Below are 15,583 nucleotides of genomic sequence, written 5' to 3'. Positions count from 1 at the left end.
AATCAGAGGGAAGACAGGCGTTCACGCACCGCCTGCACGACGAAACGGCGTTCGGGAATGCTGGCGACATGCGGGGTGACGAGCACCCTGGGATGGGACCAGAGCGGGTGGTCCTGCGGCAAGGGCTCGACCTCGAAGACGTCCATCGACGCACCCGAGAGGTGCCCGCTGTCGAGCTGGGCAATCAGGTCGTCCTCGACCACCTGCCCGCCGCGTCCCATCTGCACCAGCGCAGCGCCCTGCGGCAGCTTCGACAGGAACCCTGAGTCGATCAGCCCGCGCGTGGCATCGGTGAGTGGCAGCACGTTCACCAAAATGTCGGTGCTGGCGAGAAACGCGTCGAGGCCGTCACCGTGGAAATGCTCCACGCCCGGCTCCGCCGGTTCAGGCGCGCGGCGCGAATAGCCCGCCACCGGATATCCAAGCCCCATCAACCCCTTGGCGATGGCGCGGCCCATGTGGCCGAACCCCAGAACCCCGACGCGACGGTAGGCCGGCGACAGCCCGATGAGCCTGCGCGCCCACGCCCCGCCGGCCTGCTGCGCCACGTAGCGGCCCATGTCGCGGTGATGCCAGAGCACGTGGAAGGCGGCAAAACCCGCCATCTGCAGCGCCTGGTCGGCATCCTCGACCCGAAAGACCGGCACATGCTCGGGGCGCGACGGGCAGGCCATGATCGCATCGGTGCCCGCCCCCGCGGAGAAGATCGCCTTTAGGCCGGTCATCCCCTCGAAGAGGTCCGCGGGCGGGATGAAGGTGAAGACGAAATCCACCTGCGCCGGATCGGAGACATCCTCGCGCCGCATGACGGTCAGCTCCGGCGCATCCTCGGCGAAGACCCCGCTGAAATGCGGCCAGAGATCGACCCCGCCGGTGGTCGTGATGACGCCCTTCATGCGGCGCCCGCCTTGGCCCAGCCGGCGCCCGGCACGGCGGCCAGCAGTTGCCGCGTGTACTCCTGTTGGGGATTGAGGAAAATATCGTGCACGGTTCCGATCTCCACCAGCTTGCCCTTTTTCATCACCGCGATCCTGTCGCAGAGCTGCGCCGCCACCCGCAGGTCGTGGGTGATGAAGAGGATCGACAACTCGAAACGCTCGCGCAGATCGCGCAGAAGGTCCAGCACCTGCGCCTGGATCGACACGTCGAGCGCCGAGACCGCCTCGTCGGCGATGATCAGCTCGGGGTCCATGGCGAGCGCGCGGGCGATGCCGATGCGCTGGCGCTGGCCACCCGAGAATTCATGCGGGAAGCGGCTGGCGGCATCTGCGCCAAGCCCGACGATCTCCAGCAGTTCCTTCGCGCGGGCCTGCGCCTGAGCCTTCGGCACGCCCTTGGTGATCGGCCCGTCGGTCAGCGCGCCCATGATCCGCTGGCGCGGATTGAGCGAGGCGTAGGGGTCCTGGAACACCATCTGCACCTTGTGGCGCTGCTTTCTCAGTTCCTCCTCGGACAGGGCCGCAAGATCGCTGCCGCCGACCAGCACCTGCCCGCCGTCGGGCGTCACCAGCCGCACCGCGGTGCGGCCCAGCGTCGACTTGCCCGAGCCGGACTCGCCCACCAGCCCCAGCACCTCGCCGCGCCCGACGGTGAGCGAGACGTCGTCCACCGCGCGCACCTCGCGCACCGGACGGAAGAAGCCGCCGCCGGTGCGGTAGACCTTGCGCAGCCCCTTGATCTCCAGCGCCGGCACCTCGCGCGGGGCGCGGGCGGGTGGCAGCTTTCCGGTAGGGATCGCGTCCAGAAGGCGGCGCGTGTAGTCGTGCTGCGGGTCGGTGAGCACCTTGGCCGCGATGCCGCGTTCGACCACCCTGCCCTCGCGCATGACGATCACCTGATCGGCGATCTCGGCCACCACGCCGAAGTCGTGGGTGATGAACATCACCGCCATGCCGCGCCTGTCGCGCAGGTCGAGGATCAGCTTGAGAATCTGCGCCTGCGTCGTCACGTCGAGCGCGGTGGTCGGCTCATCGGCGATCAGCAGCTTGGGCTCCAGCGCCAACGCCATGGCGATCATCGCCCGCTGCCGCTGCCCGCCCGAGAGCTGGAAGGGATAGGCGCGGATGATCTTCTCGGGGTCCGGCAGGCCCACCTCGCGCACGAGGTTCAGCGCCTTGTCGCGGCGCTCCTGCTGGCTGAATCGGTCATGTGCGGCAAAGACCTCGGCGATCTGCTCGCCGATGCGCATCAGCGGATTGAGCGCGGTCATCGGCTCCTGAAAAATCATCGCGATGCGCGCGCCGCGCAGCGCCTGCTTCTCGGCCTCGGGCAAGCGCAGGATGTCGCGCGACTCGAACAGGGCGCGGCCGGATTTCACCGTCACGCCCGGTGGCAGCAGCCCCATCAGCGCATTGGCGGTCATCGACTTGCCCGAACCGCTCTCGCCGACGACGCAGAGGATCTCGCCCTTCTCGATGGCAAAAGAGACGTCCTCCACCGCGAAGGCCCGGTCGGCGCCCTGCGGCAGCCCGATGCTGAGGTGCTCGATGGACAGAGTGCTCATGCCTTGCCCTTCCGGCTGAGGTGAGGATTGAGGGCATCGTTCAGCCCCTCGCCGATAAGGTTCAGCGCCAGCACCGTGAGGACGATGGCGATGCCGGGAAAGAAGCTGAGCCACCACGCGCTGCGGATCACCGTGCGCGCCGCGCCGATCATGTAGCCCCAGCTCATCGCGTTGGGATCGCCAAGGCCGAGGAAGGACAGCGAGCTTTCCAGCAGGATCGCCGTGGCGACCATGAGCGAGGCCATGACGATGATCGGCGAGACGGTGTTGGGCAGCACCTGCGTCAGCAGGATGCGCGGGCGCGACAGGCCCGCGAGACGCGCCGCGTCGACGAACTCGCGCTTGCGCACCGACATGACCTCGGCCCGCACCAGACGCGCCACCGGCGGCCAGGAGACGATGGCGATGGCGATGGTGATCGAGGCCAATGTGGGCTCGAAGATCGCCACCAGCACGATGGCCAGCGCGAAGTTGGGGATGGTCTGGAAGAACTCGGTGAAGCGCATCGCGCCCTCGTCCACCCAGTTGCCGTAAAAGCCCGCGAGCGCGCCCAGCGGCACGCCGATCAGCAGTGCCACCAGCGTCGACACGAGACCCACAAGCAGCGACACCCGCGCGCCGTAGGCGAGCTGAGAGGCCACGTCGCGGCCCAGCGTATCGGTGCCGAGCGGCAGCCCATCCATGGTGAAGGGCGTCAGGAACGGCCGTTGAACCATCTGCCACGGCGTGTGCGAGAAGATAATGGGCGCAAAGATGGCGACCGCGATCACCGCCAGCAGCAGCACCACGCCGAGCATCGCCCCGATGTTGGAAGAGAAGCGTTTCCACATGGTTCAGATCCTCCTCATGCCTTGGCGCCGATGCGTGGATCGACCAGCCGATAGACGATGTCGGTCACGATGTTGAACAGGATCACCATCGCCGCCGAGACGAGGAAGACGCCGAGAATGGTGTTGTAGTCGCGCGCCGCGAGGCTTTCGAACATCAGCCGCCCGATGCCGGGCCAGGCGAAGACGGTCTCGGTCAGCACCGCGCCGCCGACCAGTTGCCCCGCCTGCAGGCCCGCCAATGTCACCACCGGCAGGATCGCGTTGCGCAGGATGTGGCGGCGGCGGATGGCCGGGCCCGAGAGGCCCTTGGCCTTGGCGGTCTTGACGAAATCGAGCTGGCTGACCTCGAGCATCGAGGCGCGGGTCATCCGCATGTAGACCGCCATGAAGAAGAGGCCGAGCGTCAGCGCCGGCAGCACGAGGTGCTTGGCGATGTCGAAGGCCCGCGCCAGTCCGGTGTAGCCCGCCCCCACCGTCTCGTAGCCGAAGCCGGGCAGCCAGCCCAGCCAGACCGAGAAGATCAGCACCGCCATCAGCGCCGCCCAGTAGAGCGGCGTCGCGTAAAACAGCAGCGCCAGCGTGGTCAGCAGGCTGTCGGAGGCTTTGCCCACCCGCGCCGAGGCGGCCACGCCGAAGGCGATGCCCAGCACCAGCGAGATCACGAAGGCGGTCAGCGTCAGCAGCAGCGTCGCGGGCAGCCGCTCGGCGATCAACTGCGCCACCGGCGCGCCCTGCCGGAAGGAATAGCCCAGATCCAGCGTCAGCACGCTGCCGACATATTTGCCAAGCTGCACGTGGAACGGCTGATCGAGGCCGAAGCGCTCGCGCAGCTGCTCGATCATCTGCTCGTCTGCGGCCCCCGCCTCGCCCGCCAGCACCACCGCCGGATCGCCCGGCGCCGCGTGCAGCAGGCAGAAGTTCAGGACCGCGATGGCCAGAAGCGTCACGAAAGCCTTGAAGGCCCGCGACAGGATGACTGTGACTATGCTCATTGGCCCCCGTTCGACACGCCGGTCGTCCCGTTGGTTCCTGTCCCCCGCCAGAGGACGGCTGAGGGGCGGACCGGACCCGGCCCGCCCCGTGGCTCCAGGTTACTCTTCGACCCAGGCGTCGCGTGGACCGTCATTGATCCCGATGGCGGTGGTCACCAGATCCTTGACGTTGCAACGGTAGATGGTCGGGAACTCCAGCTCCTGAAGCCAGGCAACCGGCACGTCGTCGACGATCTCCTTCTGGATCTCGGCGTAGGCGGCGGCGCGGTCCTCGGCGGACACCATGCCGGCGGCGGCGGTCCACTTGGCGTCGAGCTCGGGGTTCTCGTAGCCCTCGACGTTGTTCCAGGGGCTGCCCTTGCTGATCTGGCTCGCCACGTAATTGCGCGACACGCCCAGCGCCGGGTCGCCGTACTGGTAGAGGTAGGTGAAGGCCAGATCATAGTCCCACTGCGAGGTCTTCTCGTTCCAGCCCGCGACGTCGGTGCTGTCGATCTCGGCATTGATGCCGACCTCGGACAGGTTCTGCCGCACCGCCTCGGCCCAGCGCTGCCAGGTCTCGCCGTAGGGCAACGGCAGGATGCGCACGGCCTCTCCGCCGTAGCCCATCTCGGCCAGAAGTTCCTTGGCCTTGTCGGGGTTGTGGTCGTACTGGGTAACCGCGTCGCTGTAGTAGTTGGTCGAAGAGGCGACGGGGCCGGTCGCGACCTTGCCGAATCCGTTCCACACCACGTCCTTCACGAAATCGCGGTCCATCGCGTACATCACCGCCTGGCGGAAGCGCACGTCCGAGGTCGGCCCCTCGCGGTTGTTCATCCACATCCACGACAGCGGCGCGAAGAACTCCCAGCCCGCGCCGGTCGAGCAAACGCCCTCCATCTCGGTCAGCCGCGGCACGTCCCAGTTCTCGACAGACCCGCCGGGGAGCACGTCCACCTCGCCGGTCTCGAAGGCCACGGCACGGGCGGCGGCATCGGGGATCACCCGGTAATAGACCTCGTCGAGGTAGGGCTTGCCGTCGAGGTAGTAGTCCTCGTTCTTCACCAGGTGGATGTAGCTGCCCTTCACCCATTCATCGAACTTGAACGGGCCGGTGCCGATCGGCGTCGCGTTCATCTCGTTCGTCGCATAGTCGGTGCCCTCGTAGATGTGCTTGGGCACGATCGGCATGGTGCCGGTCTCGAAGGCGTTGATGAACGGGCCGAAAGGCTCCTTCAACTGAAACACCACGGTGGTGTCGTCGGGCGCGGTGATGCTCTCCACATAGGCCAGCGAGGCGCGCAGGCGGGCGTGGGTCTCGCGCAGGAAGACATCGGCCGAGAAGACCACGTCATCGGCGGTGAAAGGCTCGCCGTCGTGCCATTTGACGCCGTCATGCAGGTGGAAGGTGTAGGTCAGCCCGTCGTCCGATATCTCCCAGCTCTCGGCCAGGCTCGGCTGCGGCTCGAGGTCGGAATTGTAGCGCAGCAGGCTCTCGTAGATGTCGCCCGCCACCAGCTGCGTCGGGCCATTCTGCACGAGGCCCATCATCAGCCCCGGCGGCTCGGGTTGCACGACGATGTCGAGGCGGCCGCCGGACTGCTGCGCGGCAAGCGGCGCGGCAAGGGTGGCGGCGATCAGGAAAGTGGTCGCTCTGAGTGTGTTCATGGGGTCCCTGTCGGTTCTGTTTGACTGCTTTTCTTCGAAAGTCAGGCCCCGGAAACTGACCGGGGCAGGCAGTGGCTCAGCCCTTGTAGCCGGGGGCGTGAGCTTCGAGCCGGCGCAACTGCGCGGCCCATTCGGGGTCGGGCTTGCCGCGAAGCTCGACGGAATCGTAGGCGCGCTGGTATTGCTGCGCGGTGTGCTCGGCGACATCGTCCGGCAGCACGTCGGCGGTCAGCCCCATGCCGAGCGCCGCCACCTGCGCCTTGCAGGAGCGTTCGAGGTTCAGCGCCAGTTTCACCGCCTCGGAGACCGAGCGTCCGAGCAGCAGCGTGCCGTGGTTGCGCAACAGCATGACCTGCCTGTCGCCGAGGTCGGCAACGATGCGCTCGCGCTCGGCAAGATCGAGCGCGATGCCCTCGTAGGCGTGGTAGGCGATGCGGTCGTGGAACTGCGCCGACCATTGGTTGAGGCTGAGAAGCCCCTCCGTCACCGACGAGACGGCAACGCCCGCCACCGTGTGGGTGTGCAGCACGCAGACCGCGTCGTGCCGCGCCATGTGCACGGCGGAATGGATGGTGAAGCCCGCGGCATTGACCCCGGCGCCGTAGGGGTCGTCGATCACCGCGCCGGTCTCGTCCACGGTCACCAGGTTGGCGGCGGTCACCTCGTCGAAACGCAGGCCGAAGGGGTTCAGCAGGAAGCGCTTTTCGCCTCCGGGTCCGTCCGGCAGCCGCGCCGAGATATGGGTGTAGATGCCGTCATCCATCCCTTCGAGGGCGATCAGCCGATAGGCGGCGGCAAGGTCGCGACGGAGGGTCAGGACTGTGGAAGCGGGCGCGCCATCGGGCATTCGGCTCTCCTCGGGTTGGCTCGCCGCCGGGGCGAGCTCCGTGCACATTCTTCACCCATCGTAAGGGCAGCCCCCCTGCCCCGGTCAAGGGAATTGTCGACAATCGTCAAAACGACATTTATTCTGGGGGAAATTCAGGCGCATGACGGCATGGCGAGACCTCCACAGCAGACCGGTTTCCAACCCCTCGACCGCGAGGGTCTGGTGCAGCGCGTCGCGACGCTGCTCACCAAGGCCATTGTCACCGGCCAGCTCGCCCCCGGCGCGCGGCTCTCGGAATCGGTGGTTGCGCGCGAATTGGGTGTCAGCCGCGCCCCGGTGCGCGAGGCGGCGCGGCTGCTCGAGAACTCGGGGCTGGTGACCTACTACGCCAACCGCGGCTTCTTCGTGCGCGAGACCTCGGCGGAGGCGTTGAACGATCTCTACGAGTTGCGGATGGTGATCGAGATCGCCGCCGCCCGGCGGGTGATCCGCCTCGGGCTGGACGAGACCGTGGACAAGCTCGCCGCGCAAATCGCCGAACTGCACCGAGTGGCGGACCAGCGGGCCGACATGCTCACGCAGGTCGAGGCGGACATGCAGTTCCACCGCCTGCTCTGCGCCGGCAGCGGCAATCCCAAGTTCCTGCACGTCTTTGAACAGATCGCCGCCGAAACCGAGTTCTCGATCATGGTGATCGGGCGGCTCTACGACGACGCGCATAAGATCGCCGAAACCCACGAGCCGATCCTCGACGCCATCCGCCGCGGCGATGCCGAGGCCGCCGAGGCGGCGCTGCGCTACCACATCGGCGAGGCGCAGGAACTGGTCACCCGCCAGTTCCGCGACCTCGAGGCCGCGCGCAGGCCGACCTGACCCCACGGGCGCAAGCAAAGACCGCGCGGGGCGGCGGCCCTGCGCGGTCTGATCGATGTGCAAAGCGCCCGGCGCGGACTGCGCCGCTTCGTCTCAGAGCTTGCGGAATGTCAGGTAATGCGGCGTACGGCCCTCGCGCAGCGCCTTCTGCTCGTAGCGGGTCGAGATCCAGTCGCCCCAGGGTGCGCGCCAGTCGCCCGGCCCCTCGGCCAGCCATTCAAAACCGGCCTTCGGCACTTCCTCGAGGGTTTGGCGCACGTAGTCGGGAATGTCGGTGGCGACGCGGAACTCCGCCCCCGGCTTGAGCGCCCGCGCGAGCGGCTCGAGATGTTCCTGCGTCACGAAACGGCGGCGGTGATGGCGCGTCTTGGGCCAGGGATCGGGGTAGTTCAGGAAAGCCTTGTCGATGCTGCCTTCCGGCAGCACGTCGAAGAGATTGCGCGCATCGCCGGGGTAGACCTTCAGGTTCTCGACCCCAGCCTGCCGGATCTTGCCGAGCAGCATCGCCACGCCGTTGATGAAGGGTTCGCAGCCGATGATCCCCATGCCGGGATGGGTCGCGGCCTGGTGCACCAGGTGCTCGCCGCCGCCGAAGCCGATCTCGAGCCAGACCGGCTTGCCGCCGAACATGGCCTGCATGTCGAGCTTCTCGCGCTCGGGGTTCACGTCCCAGTCGACCGCGCCCGGCGAAAGCTTCGCCAGGTCCTCTTCGAGGTAGGTCTCCTGGCTCGGGCGCAGGGTCTTGCCCTTCACGCGGCCGTAGAAATTGCGCCAGGGGGCGCCGGGATGCTTGTTCGAGCTGGTCATGCGCCGCGATTTAGCGGCGATGCGGGCGCGGAGCAATCACTTCCGCGCCCATTTTGGTGCCGGAGCCGCGACAATCGGCGCGGCTCCCCCCACTCAATAGGGCAACGGGTGCTGCTTGTGGGTCGCGTCGATGCGTTCGAGCAGTTCGTCCGGCAGCGTGACCTCTGCCGCGCCGAGCAGATGTTCGAGCTGGCCAAGGGTGGTCGCACCGAAGATCGACGAGGCGACGAAGGGCCGCCGCGCCGACCAGGCCAGCGCCATGTGGACCGGATCGAGGTCGAACTCCCGCGCCAACTCGATATAAGCCGCCACCGCCGGGAAGACCCGCTCGGACTTGCGCCCGCCAAGGTCGCCGTTGATCGCCATGCGCGAGCCCTCGGGCAGCGCGCCGTCCTGGTACTTGCCGGTCAGCAGCCCCGCGCCAAGCGGCGAATAGGGCAGCAGGCCGACATCCTCGTTGACCATCAGCTCGCCGAGGTCGGTGTCCGCCATGCGGTAGAGCAGCGAATACTCGTTCTGCACCGAGGCGACGCGCGGACCGCCGACCTCAGCCGCCATGCGCAGCCATTCGGCGGTGCCCCAGGCGCTGTCGTTGGACAGGCCGAAAGCGCGGATGGTGCCGCGCTCGACCTCGCGCTGCAGCGCGCCGAGCGCGTCGGCCATGTGCTGGCGGGTCGCCTCTCGGTCCTGTTTCCAGGGCGCGAAGGTCCAGTTCTGGCGGAAGGCGTAGCTGCCCCGGTTCGGCCAGTGGAACTGGTAGAGATCGATGTAATCGGTCTTCAGCCGCTTCAGCGAGGACTCCACGGCGACCGGGATGGTCTCGGAACTGATCGGCGCCTCGTCGCGCACCAGCTTCGACGGGCCGGTGTGCTTGCTGGCGAGGATCCATTCGCCGCGGCGGCCGGACTTCTCGAACCAGTCACCGAGGATCTCTTCGGTACGGCCCACGGTCTCGGCCCGCACCGGGTTCACCGGGTACATCTCGGCGGTGTCCATGAAGTTGATGCCGGCATCGAGCGCGCGCTCGATCTGCGCAAAGGCATCCTCGGGGGGCGTCTGGTTGCCATAGGTCATGGTCCCAAGGCAGAGCTCGGTCACCGACATGCCTGTGCGGCCCAGCGGGTTTTTCTTCATTGGAGGTCTCCTGTTAGCGCTCGGCGCGACACTAGTCACCTGAGCCGGGAAGCCAAGACCCCAAGCTCCGGGAACCGCCACGGCAGCGCCGATTGCCCATGGCGCAGGCAGGCGCGGCGCAGCGCGCGGGCGGATTTGAGATCACAGAATCCGCAGCTGCACCAAAAACGACGCCCTCCTGTCGCAATCCGCCGCGACAGCCCCCGGAACGCATGTCCCTAACCGGCCCATGCGCCTGCCTCTTTCCTTCGCCGCCCTCTTCCTCTCCGTCATCCTGCAGCAGCTTTCCTCCGGCGGCGTCGGCCCGTTGGACGCGCTCTCGGGTTTCGCGCTCAACTTCACCACCGCCGAGATCGGCTTTCTCGGCTCGGCGCATTTCATCGGCTTCTTCGTCGGCTGCTGGTGGGCACCGCGGCTGATGGGCTCGGTCGGCCACAGCCGCGCCTATGCCGCCTTCACCGCCGCGGGGGTGATCGGCCTCATCGCCCACCCGCTGCTGACCACCCCCGAGGCCTGGGCGATCTTCCGCATGGCCACCGGCCTGTCGGTCGCCGGCGCCTACACGGTGATCGAGGCCTGGCTGCAGGCCGAGGTCACCAACGAGACCCGCGGCCGCGCCATGGCCGCCTACCGCATGGCCGACATGGGCGCGGCGCTGGTGGCACAGATGCTGATCGGCGTGCTCGAGCCCGCGCATTACGTCAGTTACAACCTGCTGGCGCTGCTGTGCTGCGCGGCCATGCTGCCGATCACCCTCACCCGCCGCGCCCAGCCCGCCACCCCCGCCGCGCCGCGCCTGCGCCCGGGGCTGGCCGGGGCGCGCTCGCCGCTGGCGGTCGCCGGCGTCATCGTCTCGGCGCTTTCCGGGGCGAGCTTCCGCATGGTCGGTCCGATCTACGGCGCAGGCGTCGGGCTTCAGCCCGACCAGATCGGCCTCTTCCTCGCCGCCTACATCGCGGGCGGCGCGGCGGCGCAATATCCCGTCGGCTGGCTCGCCGACCGCTTCGACCGCCGCACCGTGCTGATCTGGCTCTCGATCGGATCGATCCTCGTCTCGGTCGCCACCGCCACGCTCACCGATTTGTCCCCTGCCGGGGTGATGCTCATGGCCGCGCTCTTCGGTGTCGTGACCTACCCGATCTACTCGGTCTCGGCGGCCCATGCCCATGACTTCGCCGACAATTCGGAACGGATCGAGCTCTCGGCGACGCTGATGTTCTGGTATGCCGTCGGCGCCATCGCCGCGCCCTATGGCGCGGCGCTGCTCATGGCCGCCTTCGGCCCGGCCTCGCTCTTCGCACTGATCGGCGCCGGGCACGTGGTGCTGGTCATCTTCGGCCTGGTCCGCATGCGCGCCCGCCCCGCCGCGCGCCGCACCCCCTATGTCTACGCCCCGCGCACGAGCTTCACCATCGGTCGGCTGCTCTCGCGCCAGCGCGAAGGGCGGGACTGACGCCCGCGGGTCTTCTAGGCAAAAATATCCTCGGGGGAGTTCGAGGGGGCAGACAGCCCCCTCGCCGCCGCACTGGCAAGCGCGGACAACATCCGCTAAGAGCGCCACAACTCCAAAGTCATTCGCGGGACGAACATGGCACGTCATCTGATCACCTCGGCGATCCCCTACATCAACGGGATCAAGCACCTCGGCAACCTCGTCGGCAGCCAGCTTCCGGCCGACCTCTACGCCCGCTACCAGCGCGCGCGCGGCAACGAGGTGCTGTTCCTCTGCGCCACCGACGAGCACGGCACCCCCGCCGAGCTCGCCGCCGCCAAGGCCGGCAAGCCGGTGGCCGAGTATTGCGCCGAGATGCACGAGGTTCAGTCGAAGATCGCCGAGGGCTTCCGCCTCAGCTTCGATCACTTCGGCCGCTCCTCGAGCCCGCAGAACCACAAGCTGACGCAGCATTTCGCCGGGGTGCTGGCCGAGCGCGGCCTGATCCGCGAAGTGTCCGAGACGCAGATGTACTCGCCCACCGACGGGCGCTACCTGCCGGACCGCTACATCGAGGGCACCTGCCCCAACTGCGGCTTCGAGGATGCGCGCGGCGACCAGTGCGACAATTGCACCAAGCAGCTCGACCCGGTGGAGCTGATCAACCCGCGCTCGGTGATCTCGGGCGCGACCGACCTCGAGATGCGCGAGACCAAGCACCTCTACCTCTGCCAGAGCCAGATCAAGGACCAGATCGAGGCCTGGATCGACAGCAAGAGCGACTGGCCGGTGCTGACCACCTCGATCGCCAAGAAATGGCTGCATGACGGTGACGGGCTGCAGGACCGCGGCATCACCCGCGACCTCGACTGGGGCATTCCGGTCAAGAAGGGCGACGCGGACTGGCCCGGCATGGAAGGCAAGGTCTTCTACGTCTGGTTCGACGCGCCGATCGAATACATCGCCTGCGCGCAGGAATGGGTCGATGCCGGCAAGGGCGATGACTGGGAGCGCTGGTGGCGCACCGACAAGGGCGCCGAGGACGTGACCTATACCCAGTTCATGGGCAAGGACAACGTGCCCTTCCACACCCTCACCTTCCCGGCCACGATCCTTGGCTCGGGCGAGCCCTGGAAGCTGGTCGACTACATCAAGTCGTTCAACTACCTCAACTATGACGGTGGCCAGTTCTCGACCTCGCGCGGGCGCGGCGTCTTCATGGACCAGGCGCTGGAGATCCTGCCGGCGGACTACTGGCGCTGGTGGCTGCTCAGCCACGCGCCGGAAAGCTCGGACGCCGAATTCACCTGGGAGAATTTCCAGGCCTCGGTGAACAAGGACCTCGCCGACGTGCTGGGCAACTTCGCATCGCGCGTGACCAAGTTCTGCCGCTCGAAGTTCGGCGAAGTGGTGCCCGAGGGCGGTGCCATGGGTCCGCTCGAGACCAAGCTCATCGCCGACCTCGCCGAGAAGATCCGCGAGTATGAGGCGCAGATGGAGGCGCATGAGGTGCGCAAGGCCGCCGGCGCGCTGCGCGCCGCCTGGGTGCTCGGCAACGAGTATCTGCAGGAGGCCGCGCCCTGGTCGACCTTCAAGACCGACCCCGAGACCGCGGCGATGCAGGTCCGCCTCGCGCTGAACATGATCCGCCTTTACGCGGTCATTTCCTCGCCCTTCATCCCCGACGCCTCGGCGCAGCTGCTGGCGGCGTTGAAGACCGGGGATGACGCCTGGCCCGGCGATCTGGGTGCGGCGCTCTCGACCCTGCCCGCGGGCCACGCGTTCGAAGTGCCCGAGGTGACCTTCCGCAAGATCACAGATGACGAGCGCGCCGACTGGCAGCAGCGCTTCGCCGGCACGCGCTGAGGCGCCTCCGGCGGGAGCAATCGAAGAAAGATGAAAGGGGGGGCGCGGGCCATGAGGGCCGCGCCCCTTCGCTTGCTGGGGCCTACTTGCTCGGAACGCCGCCCGTGACGATGCCGGTGGGGGTCGGACTGAGCCAGCTGTAGAGTATCCCGCCAAGCGCACCACCGAGCAGCGGTGCCAGCCAGAACAGCCAGAGCTGCCCCAGCGCCCAGCCCCCGACGAAGAGCGCGGGTCCGGTGCTGCGTGCCGGGTTGACCGAAGTGTTGGTGACCGGGATGCTGATCAGATGGATGAGCGTCAGCGCGAGCCCGATGACCAGCGGCGCAAAGCCCACCGGCGCCTGCCCGTGCGTGGTGCCCATGATGATGAAGAGGAACATCATCGTCAGCACCAGTTCGGCGACGAAGCTAGAAAGCAGCGAATAGCCTCCGGGGCTGTGCTCGGCGTAGCCATTGGCGGCGAAGCCCGAGGCGACCAGATCGAAGTCCGGCACGCCGCCAGCGATCACCGAGAGCACCGCCGCGCCGAGGATCGCCCCCAGGACCTGCGCCACCACATAGGGCAGGATGTCGGCCGCCGGGAAGCGCCCGCCCGCGGCGAGCCCCACGGTCACCGCAGGGTTGAGATGGCAGCCCGAGACATGGCCGATCGCGTAGGCCATGGTCAGCACCGTCAGCCCGAAGGCCAGCGAGACGCCGAGAAGGCCGATCCCCACCTCTGGAAAGGCCGCCGCCAGAACAGCCGAGCCACAGCCGCCGAAGGTCAGCCAGAAGGTGCCAATGAATTCGGCCGCGTATTTTCGGGAGGTCCCCATCGCAAACTCCTTGATTGAATAGATTTGGAAAAATACCGTGATGCGGATACTGGCACCGGAACGCCTCGCCTCAAAGGAGTTTTGCGCCCGGCACCGGGCAGACGTGGCCGGTCTTTGCCGCTTCCGCGCCGGGCACGCCCCGTCGGGCGTGAAGCGCCGCAGGCCGATCCGGGCCTCCCCAGCGCCTGTGCGATTTGGGTGACCTTGTCCAGGGCGGGGTCAACCTCGCCCGCACGGCAGTCGGCTTCGAACCCTTGGCACGGAGCCGCGAGGCGCCGCAGTCCCTTCCATTCACCTTCTGACCGTGCGCCGAGACCGCGGCCCGCATCCAGCCCAGCAACGCGGGTGCCTCCTGATCGAAGTCGGCAATCAGCGCTGCAAGGACCGGGGGACCCTGCCGATCTCGGTGCACAGCCGGCGATGGGCCTTCTGGCCGATGGCAGCCGTCCCCGCCACCTCGTCGCTCCCCCTTCGCCCGCAGGGCCGCGGGCAGCCCCGTCCGGCGCCTGTCCGCGACGATGCTCTTGGCAAGCATCTCGACGTCGATCGGCTTGTTGAGGTGGTCACCCATTCCCACTCTCAGGCAACTTTCGCATCCGGCACTCATGGCATTCGCGGTCAGCACGACGGTGAAAGGCACGGGCCGCCCCGCCCGCGCATCGCCGATGGGATGCGTTGCGACGAGGCCGTCCATGTCGGGCATTTCGATATCCGTCAGAACGAGGGCGAATGTCGCCCCAAGGGCGCGGTCGATGGCCTCCCGCCCGCTGCAAACCAAGGCCGGGTCATGGCCCAGGCGGGTCCGCCGCGCCGGGATCCGGCGCCCTGACGAGCGCGTGCAGCAACGGCCCCGACTTGGCCGGCCTGGCGAGGATCGCAGCGCGGCCGATCTTCGCCGCTGCGTCCCGAAACATACCTCATCACGAAGGAAACCAAGCTGAACCGGATCATCGACGGCACCCCGATGCCAAGCGCGGCGCGGGTGAACTCGAAGCCGGTCATCTGGGGCATCCTGGAGCCGACCTTGCGCAGATCGAAGGCCTCTTCCGAGCCAAGATGATCAAGGGCCACGGCTCGCGTCGCGGAGACGACGGAATACAGCTCTCACGCGCGGAGCGTCTCGCTCAGGAGGAGCCGGGTGGAGCGGGTGTCATCGACGATCCGCGCGCCCCTTGATGCGGGTGAGCCGCGCATCCCGGCTCACCCTGACCGCAAGGTTGGCCATCGTGCCGGGAAGCGAGAAGCTGGAAGCCTTGCCATCTCACGGCTTGCTCTGGGCCGGGTCTCCTCCCACCAGCAGCTGCACCAGCCGCTTCGCGATCACCAGACCGGGCCATGTACCGCGATAGGGCCGACGGCCGATCCCCGCTTCACCTACCGGGAGCCCGATCGCCGTGCATCATCCCGATGGTGCCACCAGCCAATCATCCTGAAACATCCGGAAAAATGCAGCTTCCGGCGATCTAACATTGGGGCGCGGTACAGCAGCAAGCAAGACTGAGGTTGAGGAGGGGCTCGCTGTGGAAGGAGAGGAGCAGCCCGTTCTTCTGCACCCTGCCCTCGCGGAGCGTTGCCATCAGCAGGTCAAGGGTCTTCCCATGGCACTTCGTCGGCGCGGCGCCTGCTGTCTGGTCGCCCAGGCGGTTGCCGGGTCCCCTCCCCCGGGGCGCCCTCGGGAGCCTCGCCTGTGGTGCCGGATTTGGCGCTGGGTCTCTCGTCGTTGTTAAGCCTTGCAGACGACAAAAAAGCCGCCGGCCATTTGGCCGCGGCTTGTATGTATTGGTTGCGGGAGCAGGATTTGAACCTGCGACCTTCAGGTTATGAGCCTGACGAGCTACCGGGCTGCTCCATCCCGC

13 protein-coding genes are annotated in these 15,583 nt (G+C 67.6%); 3 read left to right on the top strand and 10 right to left on the bottom strand.

Features of this window, described 5'->3' with window-relative positions; translation table 11 throughout:
• Positions 1-2 precede the first annotated feature (2 nt).
• The 6 genes from IQ782_RS23700 to IQ782_RS23675 all read right to left on the bottom strand — a co-directional run bounded on the left by IQ782_RS23700 (position 3) and on the right by IQ782_RS23675 (position 6,819).
• A complete protein-coding gene (locus tag IQ782_RS23700; protein WP_194137149.1) occupies positions 3-896 on the bottom strand; it encodes a 2-hydroxyacid dehydrogenase in 894 nt (297 codons plus the stop codon).
• Positions 893-2,503 carry an ABC transporter ATP-binding protein gene (locus IQ782_RS23695; protein WP_194137148.1) on the bottom strand — a complete coding sequence of 537 codons (1,611 nt, stop codon included), beginning with the start codon at positions 2,501-2,503 and terminating at the stop codon, positions 893-895. The genes IQ782_RS23700 and IQ782_RS23695 overlap by 4 nt, the downstream gene beginning before the upstream one ends.
• Entirely contained in the window at positions 2,500-3,333 is an 834-nt protein-coding gene (locus IQ782_RS23690; RefSeq protein WP_194137147.1) for an ABC transporter permease, read from the bottom strand. The genes IQ782_RS23695 and IQ782_RS23690 overlap by 4 nt, the downstream gene beginning before the upstream one ends.
• Before the next feature lie 14 nt (positions 3,334-3,347).
• A complete protein-coding gene (locus IQ782_RS23685; protein WP_194137146.1) occupies positions 3,348-4,325 on the bottom strand; it encodes an ABC transporter permease in 978 nt (325 codons plus the stop codon).
• 99 nt (positions 4,326-4,424) lie between these two features.
• Positions 4,425-5,972 (bottom strand): ABC transporter substrate-binding protein, encoded by a 1,548-nt coding sequence (locus IQ782_RS23680; RefSeq protein ID WP_194137145.1) that lies wholly within the window; start codon positions 5,970-5,972, stop codon positions 4,425-4,427.
• Positions 5,973-6,048: 76 nt separating this feature from the next.
• Positions 6,049-6,819, bottom strand: a complete 771-nt coding sequence (locus IQ782_RS23675; RefSeq protein ID WP_194137144.1) for a class II aldolase/adducin family protein — start codon at positions 6,817-6,819, stop codon at positions 6,049-6,051.
• A gap of 150 nt (positions 6,820-6,969) precedes the next feature.
• Here IQ782_RS23675 and IQ782_RS23670 point away from each other — a divergent pair, with 150 nt between their 5' ends.
• Positions 6,970-7,674 carry a GntR family transcriptional regulator gene (locus tag IQ782_RS23670; RefSeq protein WP_194137143.1) on the top strand — a complete coding sequence of 235 codons (705 nt, stop codon included), beginning with the start codon at positions 6,970-6,972 and terminating at the stop codon, positions 7,672-7,674.
• Between the two features lie 93 nt (positions 7,675-7,767).
• Here IQ782_RS23670 and trmB read toward each other — a convergent pair whose 3' ends face one another.
• Positions 7,768-8,481, bottom strand: coding sequence for a tRNA (guanosine(46)-N7)-methyltransferase TrmB (gene trmB, locus IQ782_RS23665; protein WP_194137142.1), 714 nt, complete (start codon positions 8,479-8,481; stop codon positions 7,768-7,770).
• A gap of 93 nt (positions 8,482-8,574) precedes the next feature.
• Entirely contained in the window at positions 8,575-9,615 is a 1,041-nt protein-coding gene (locus IQ782_RS23660) for an aldo/keto reductase (RefSeq protein ID WP_194137141.1), read from the bottom strand.
• A gap of 229 nt (positions 9,616-9,844) precedes the next feature.
• Between IQ782_RS23660 and IQ782_RS23655 the strand changes: the two genes are divergently transcribed.
• A complete protein-coding gene (locus IQ782_RS23655; RefSeq protein ID WP_194137140.1) occupies positions 9,845-11,068 on the top strand; it encodes an MFS transporter in 1,224 nt (407 codons plus the stop codon).
• A 135-nt stretch (positions 11,069-11,203) separates the two neighbouring features.
• The gene (metG, locus tag IQ782_RS23650) at positions 11,204-12,913 is read left to right on the top strand and encodes a methionine--tRNA ligase (RefSeq protein ID WP_194137139.1); all 1,710 of its coding nucleotides are present in this window, start codon (positions 11,204-11,206) and stop codon (positions 12,911-12,913) included.
• Positions 12,914-12,995: 82 nt separating this feature from the next.
• On the opposite strand, the gene aqpZ is transcribed toward metG, so the two are convergent.
• Complete coding sequence (aqpZ, locus tag IQ782_RS23645) at positions 12,996-13,727, bottom strand: aquaporin Z (RefSeq protein ID WP_194137138.1); 732 nt, start codon at positions 13,725-13,727, stop codon at positions 12,996-12,998.
• A gap of 70 nt (positions 13,728-13,797) precedes the next feature.
• On the bottom strand, positions 13,798-14,505 hold the full coding sequence (locus IQ782_RS23640; protein ID WP_194137137.1) for a response regulator: 708 nt from the start codon (positions 14,503-14,505) through the stop codon (positions 13,798-13,800).
• Positions 14,506-15,583 lie beyond the last annotated feature (1,078 nt).

Origin of the sequence: Salipiger mangrovisoli (assembly GCF_015223355.1) — a bacterium.
In the GTDB taxonomy this organism is placed as follows: domain Bacteria; phylum Pseudomonadota; class Alphaproteobacteria; order Rhodobacterales; family Rhodobacteraceae; genus Salipiger; species Salipiger mangrovisoli.
The sequence above is the reverse complement of the archived record's forward strand: the minus strand, read 5'-3'. Positions and strand labels throughout refer to the sequence as shown.

Bases quoted from the DNA above. Each gene is read 5' to 3' on its own strand.
- IQ782_RS23700 (WP_194137149.1), bottom strand. From the start codon at position 896: ATGAAGGGCGTCATCACGACCACCGGCGGGGTCGATCTCTGGCCGCAT.
- IQ782_RS23695 (WP_194137148.1), bottom strand. From the start codon at position 2,503: ATGAGCACTCTGTCCATCGAGCACCTCAGCATCGGGCTGCCGCAGGGC.
- IQ782_RS23690 (WP_194137147.1), bottom strand. From the start codon at position 3,333: ATGTGGAAACGCTTCTCTTCCAACATCGGGGCGATGCTCGGCGTGGTG.
- IQ782_RS23685 (WP_194137146.1), bottom strand. From the start codon at position 4,325: ATGAGCATAGTCACAGTCATCCTGTCGCGGGCCTTCAAGGCTTTCGTG.
- IQ782_RS23680 (WP_194137145.1), bottom strand. From the start codon at position 5,972: ATGAACACACTCAGAGCGACCACTTTCCTGATCGCCGCCACCCTTGCC.
- IQ782_RS23675 (WP_194137144.1), bottom strand. From the start codon at position 6,819: ATGCCCGATGGCGCGCCCGCTTCCACAGTCCTGACCCTCCGTCGCGAC.
- IQ782_RS23670 (WP_194137143.1), top strand. From the start codon at position 6,970: ATGGCGAGACCTCCACAGCAGACCGGTTTCCAACCCCTCGACCGCGAG.
- trmB (WP_194137142.1), bottom strand. From the start codon at position 8,481: ATGACCAGCTCGAACAAGCATCCCGGCGCCCCCTGGCGCAATTTCTAC.
- IQ782_RS23660 (WP_194137141.1), bottom strand. From the start codon at position 9,615: ATGAAGAAAAACCCGCTGGGCCGCACAGGCATGTCGGTGACCGAGCTC.
- IQ782_RS23655 (WP_194137140.1), top strand. From the start codon at position 9,845: ATGCGCCTGCCTCTTTCCTTCGCCGCCCTCTTCCTCTCCGTCATCCTG.
- metG (WP_194137139.1), top strand. From the start codon at position 11,204: ATGGCACGTCATCTGATCACCTCGGCGATCCCCTACATCAACGGGATC.
- aqpZ (WP_194137138.1), bottom strand. From the start codon at position 13,727: ATGGGGACCTCCCGAAAATACGCGGCCGAATTCATTGGCACCTTCTGG.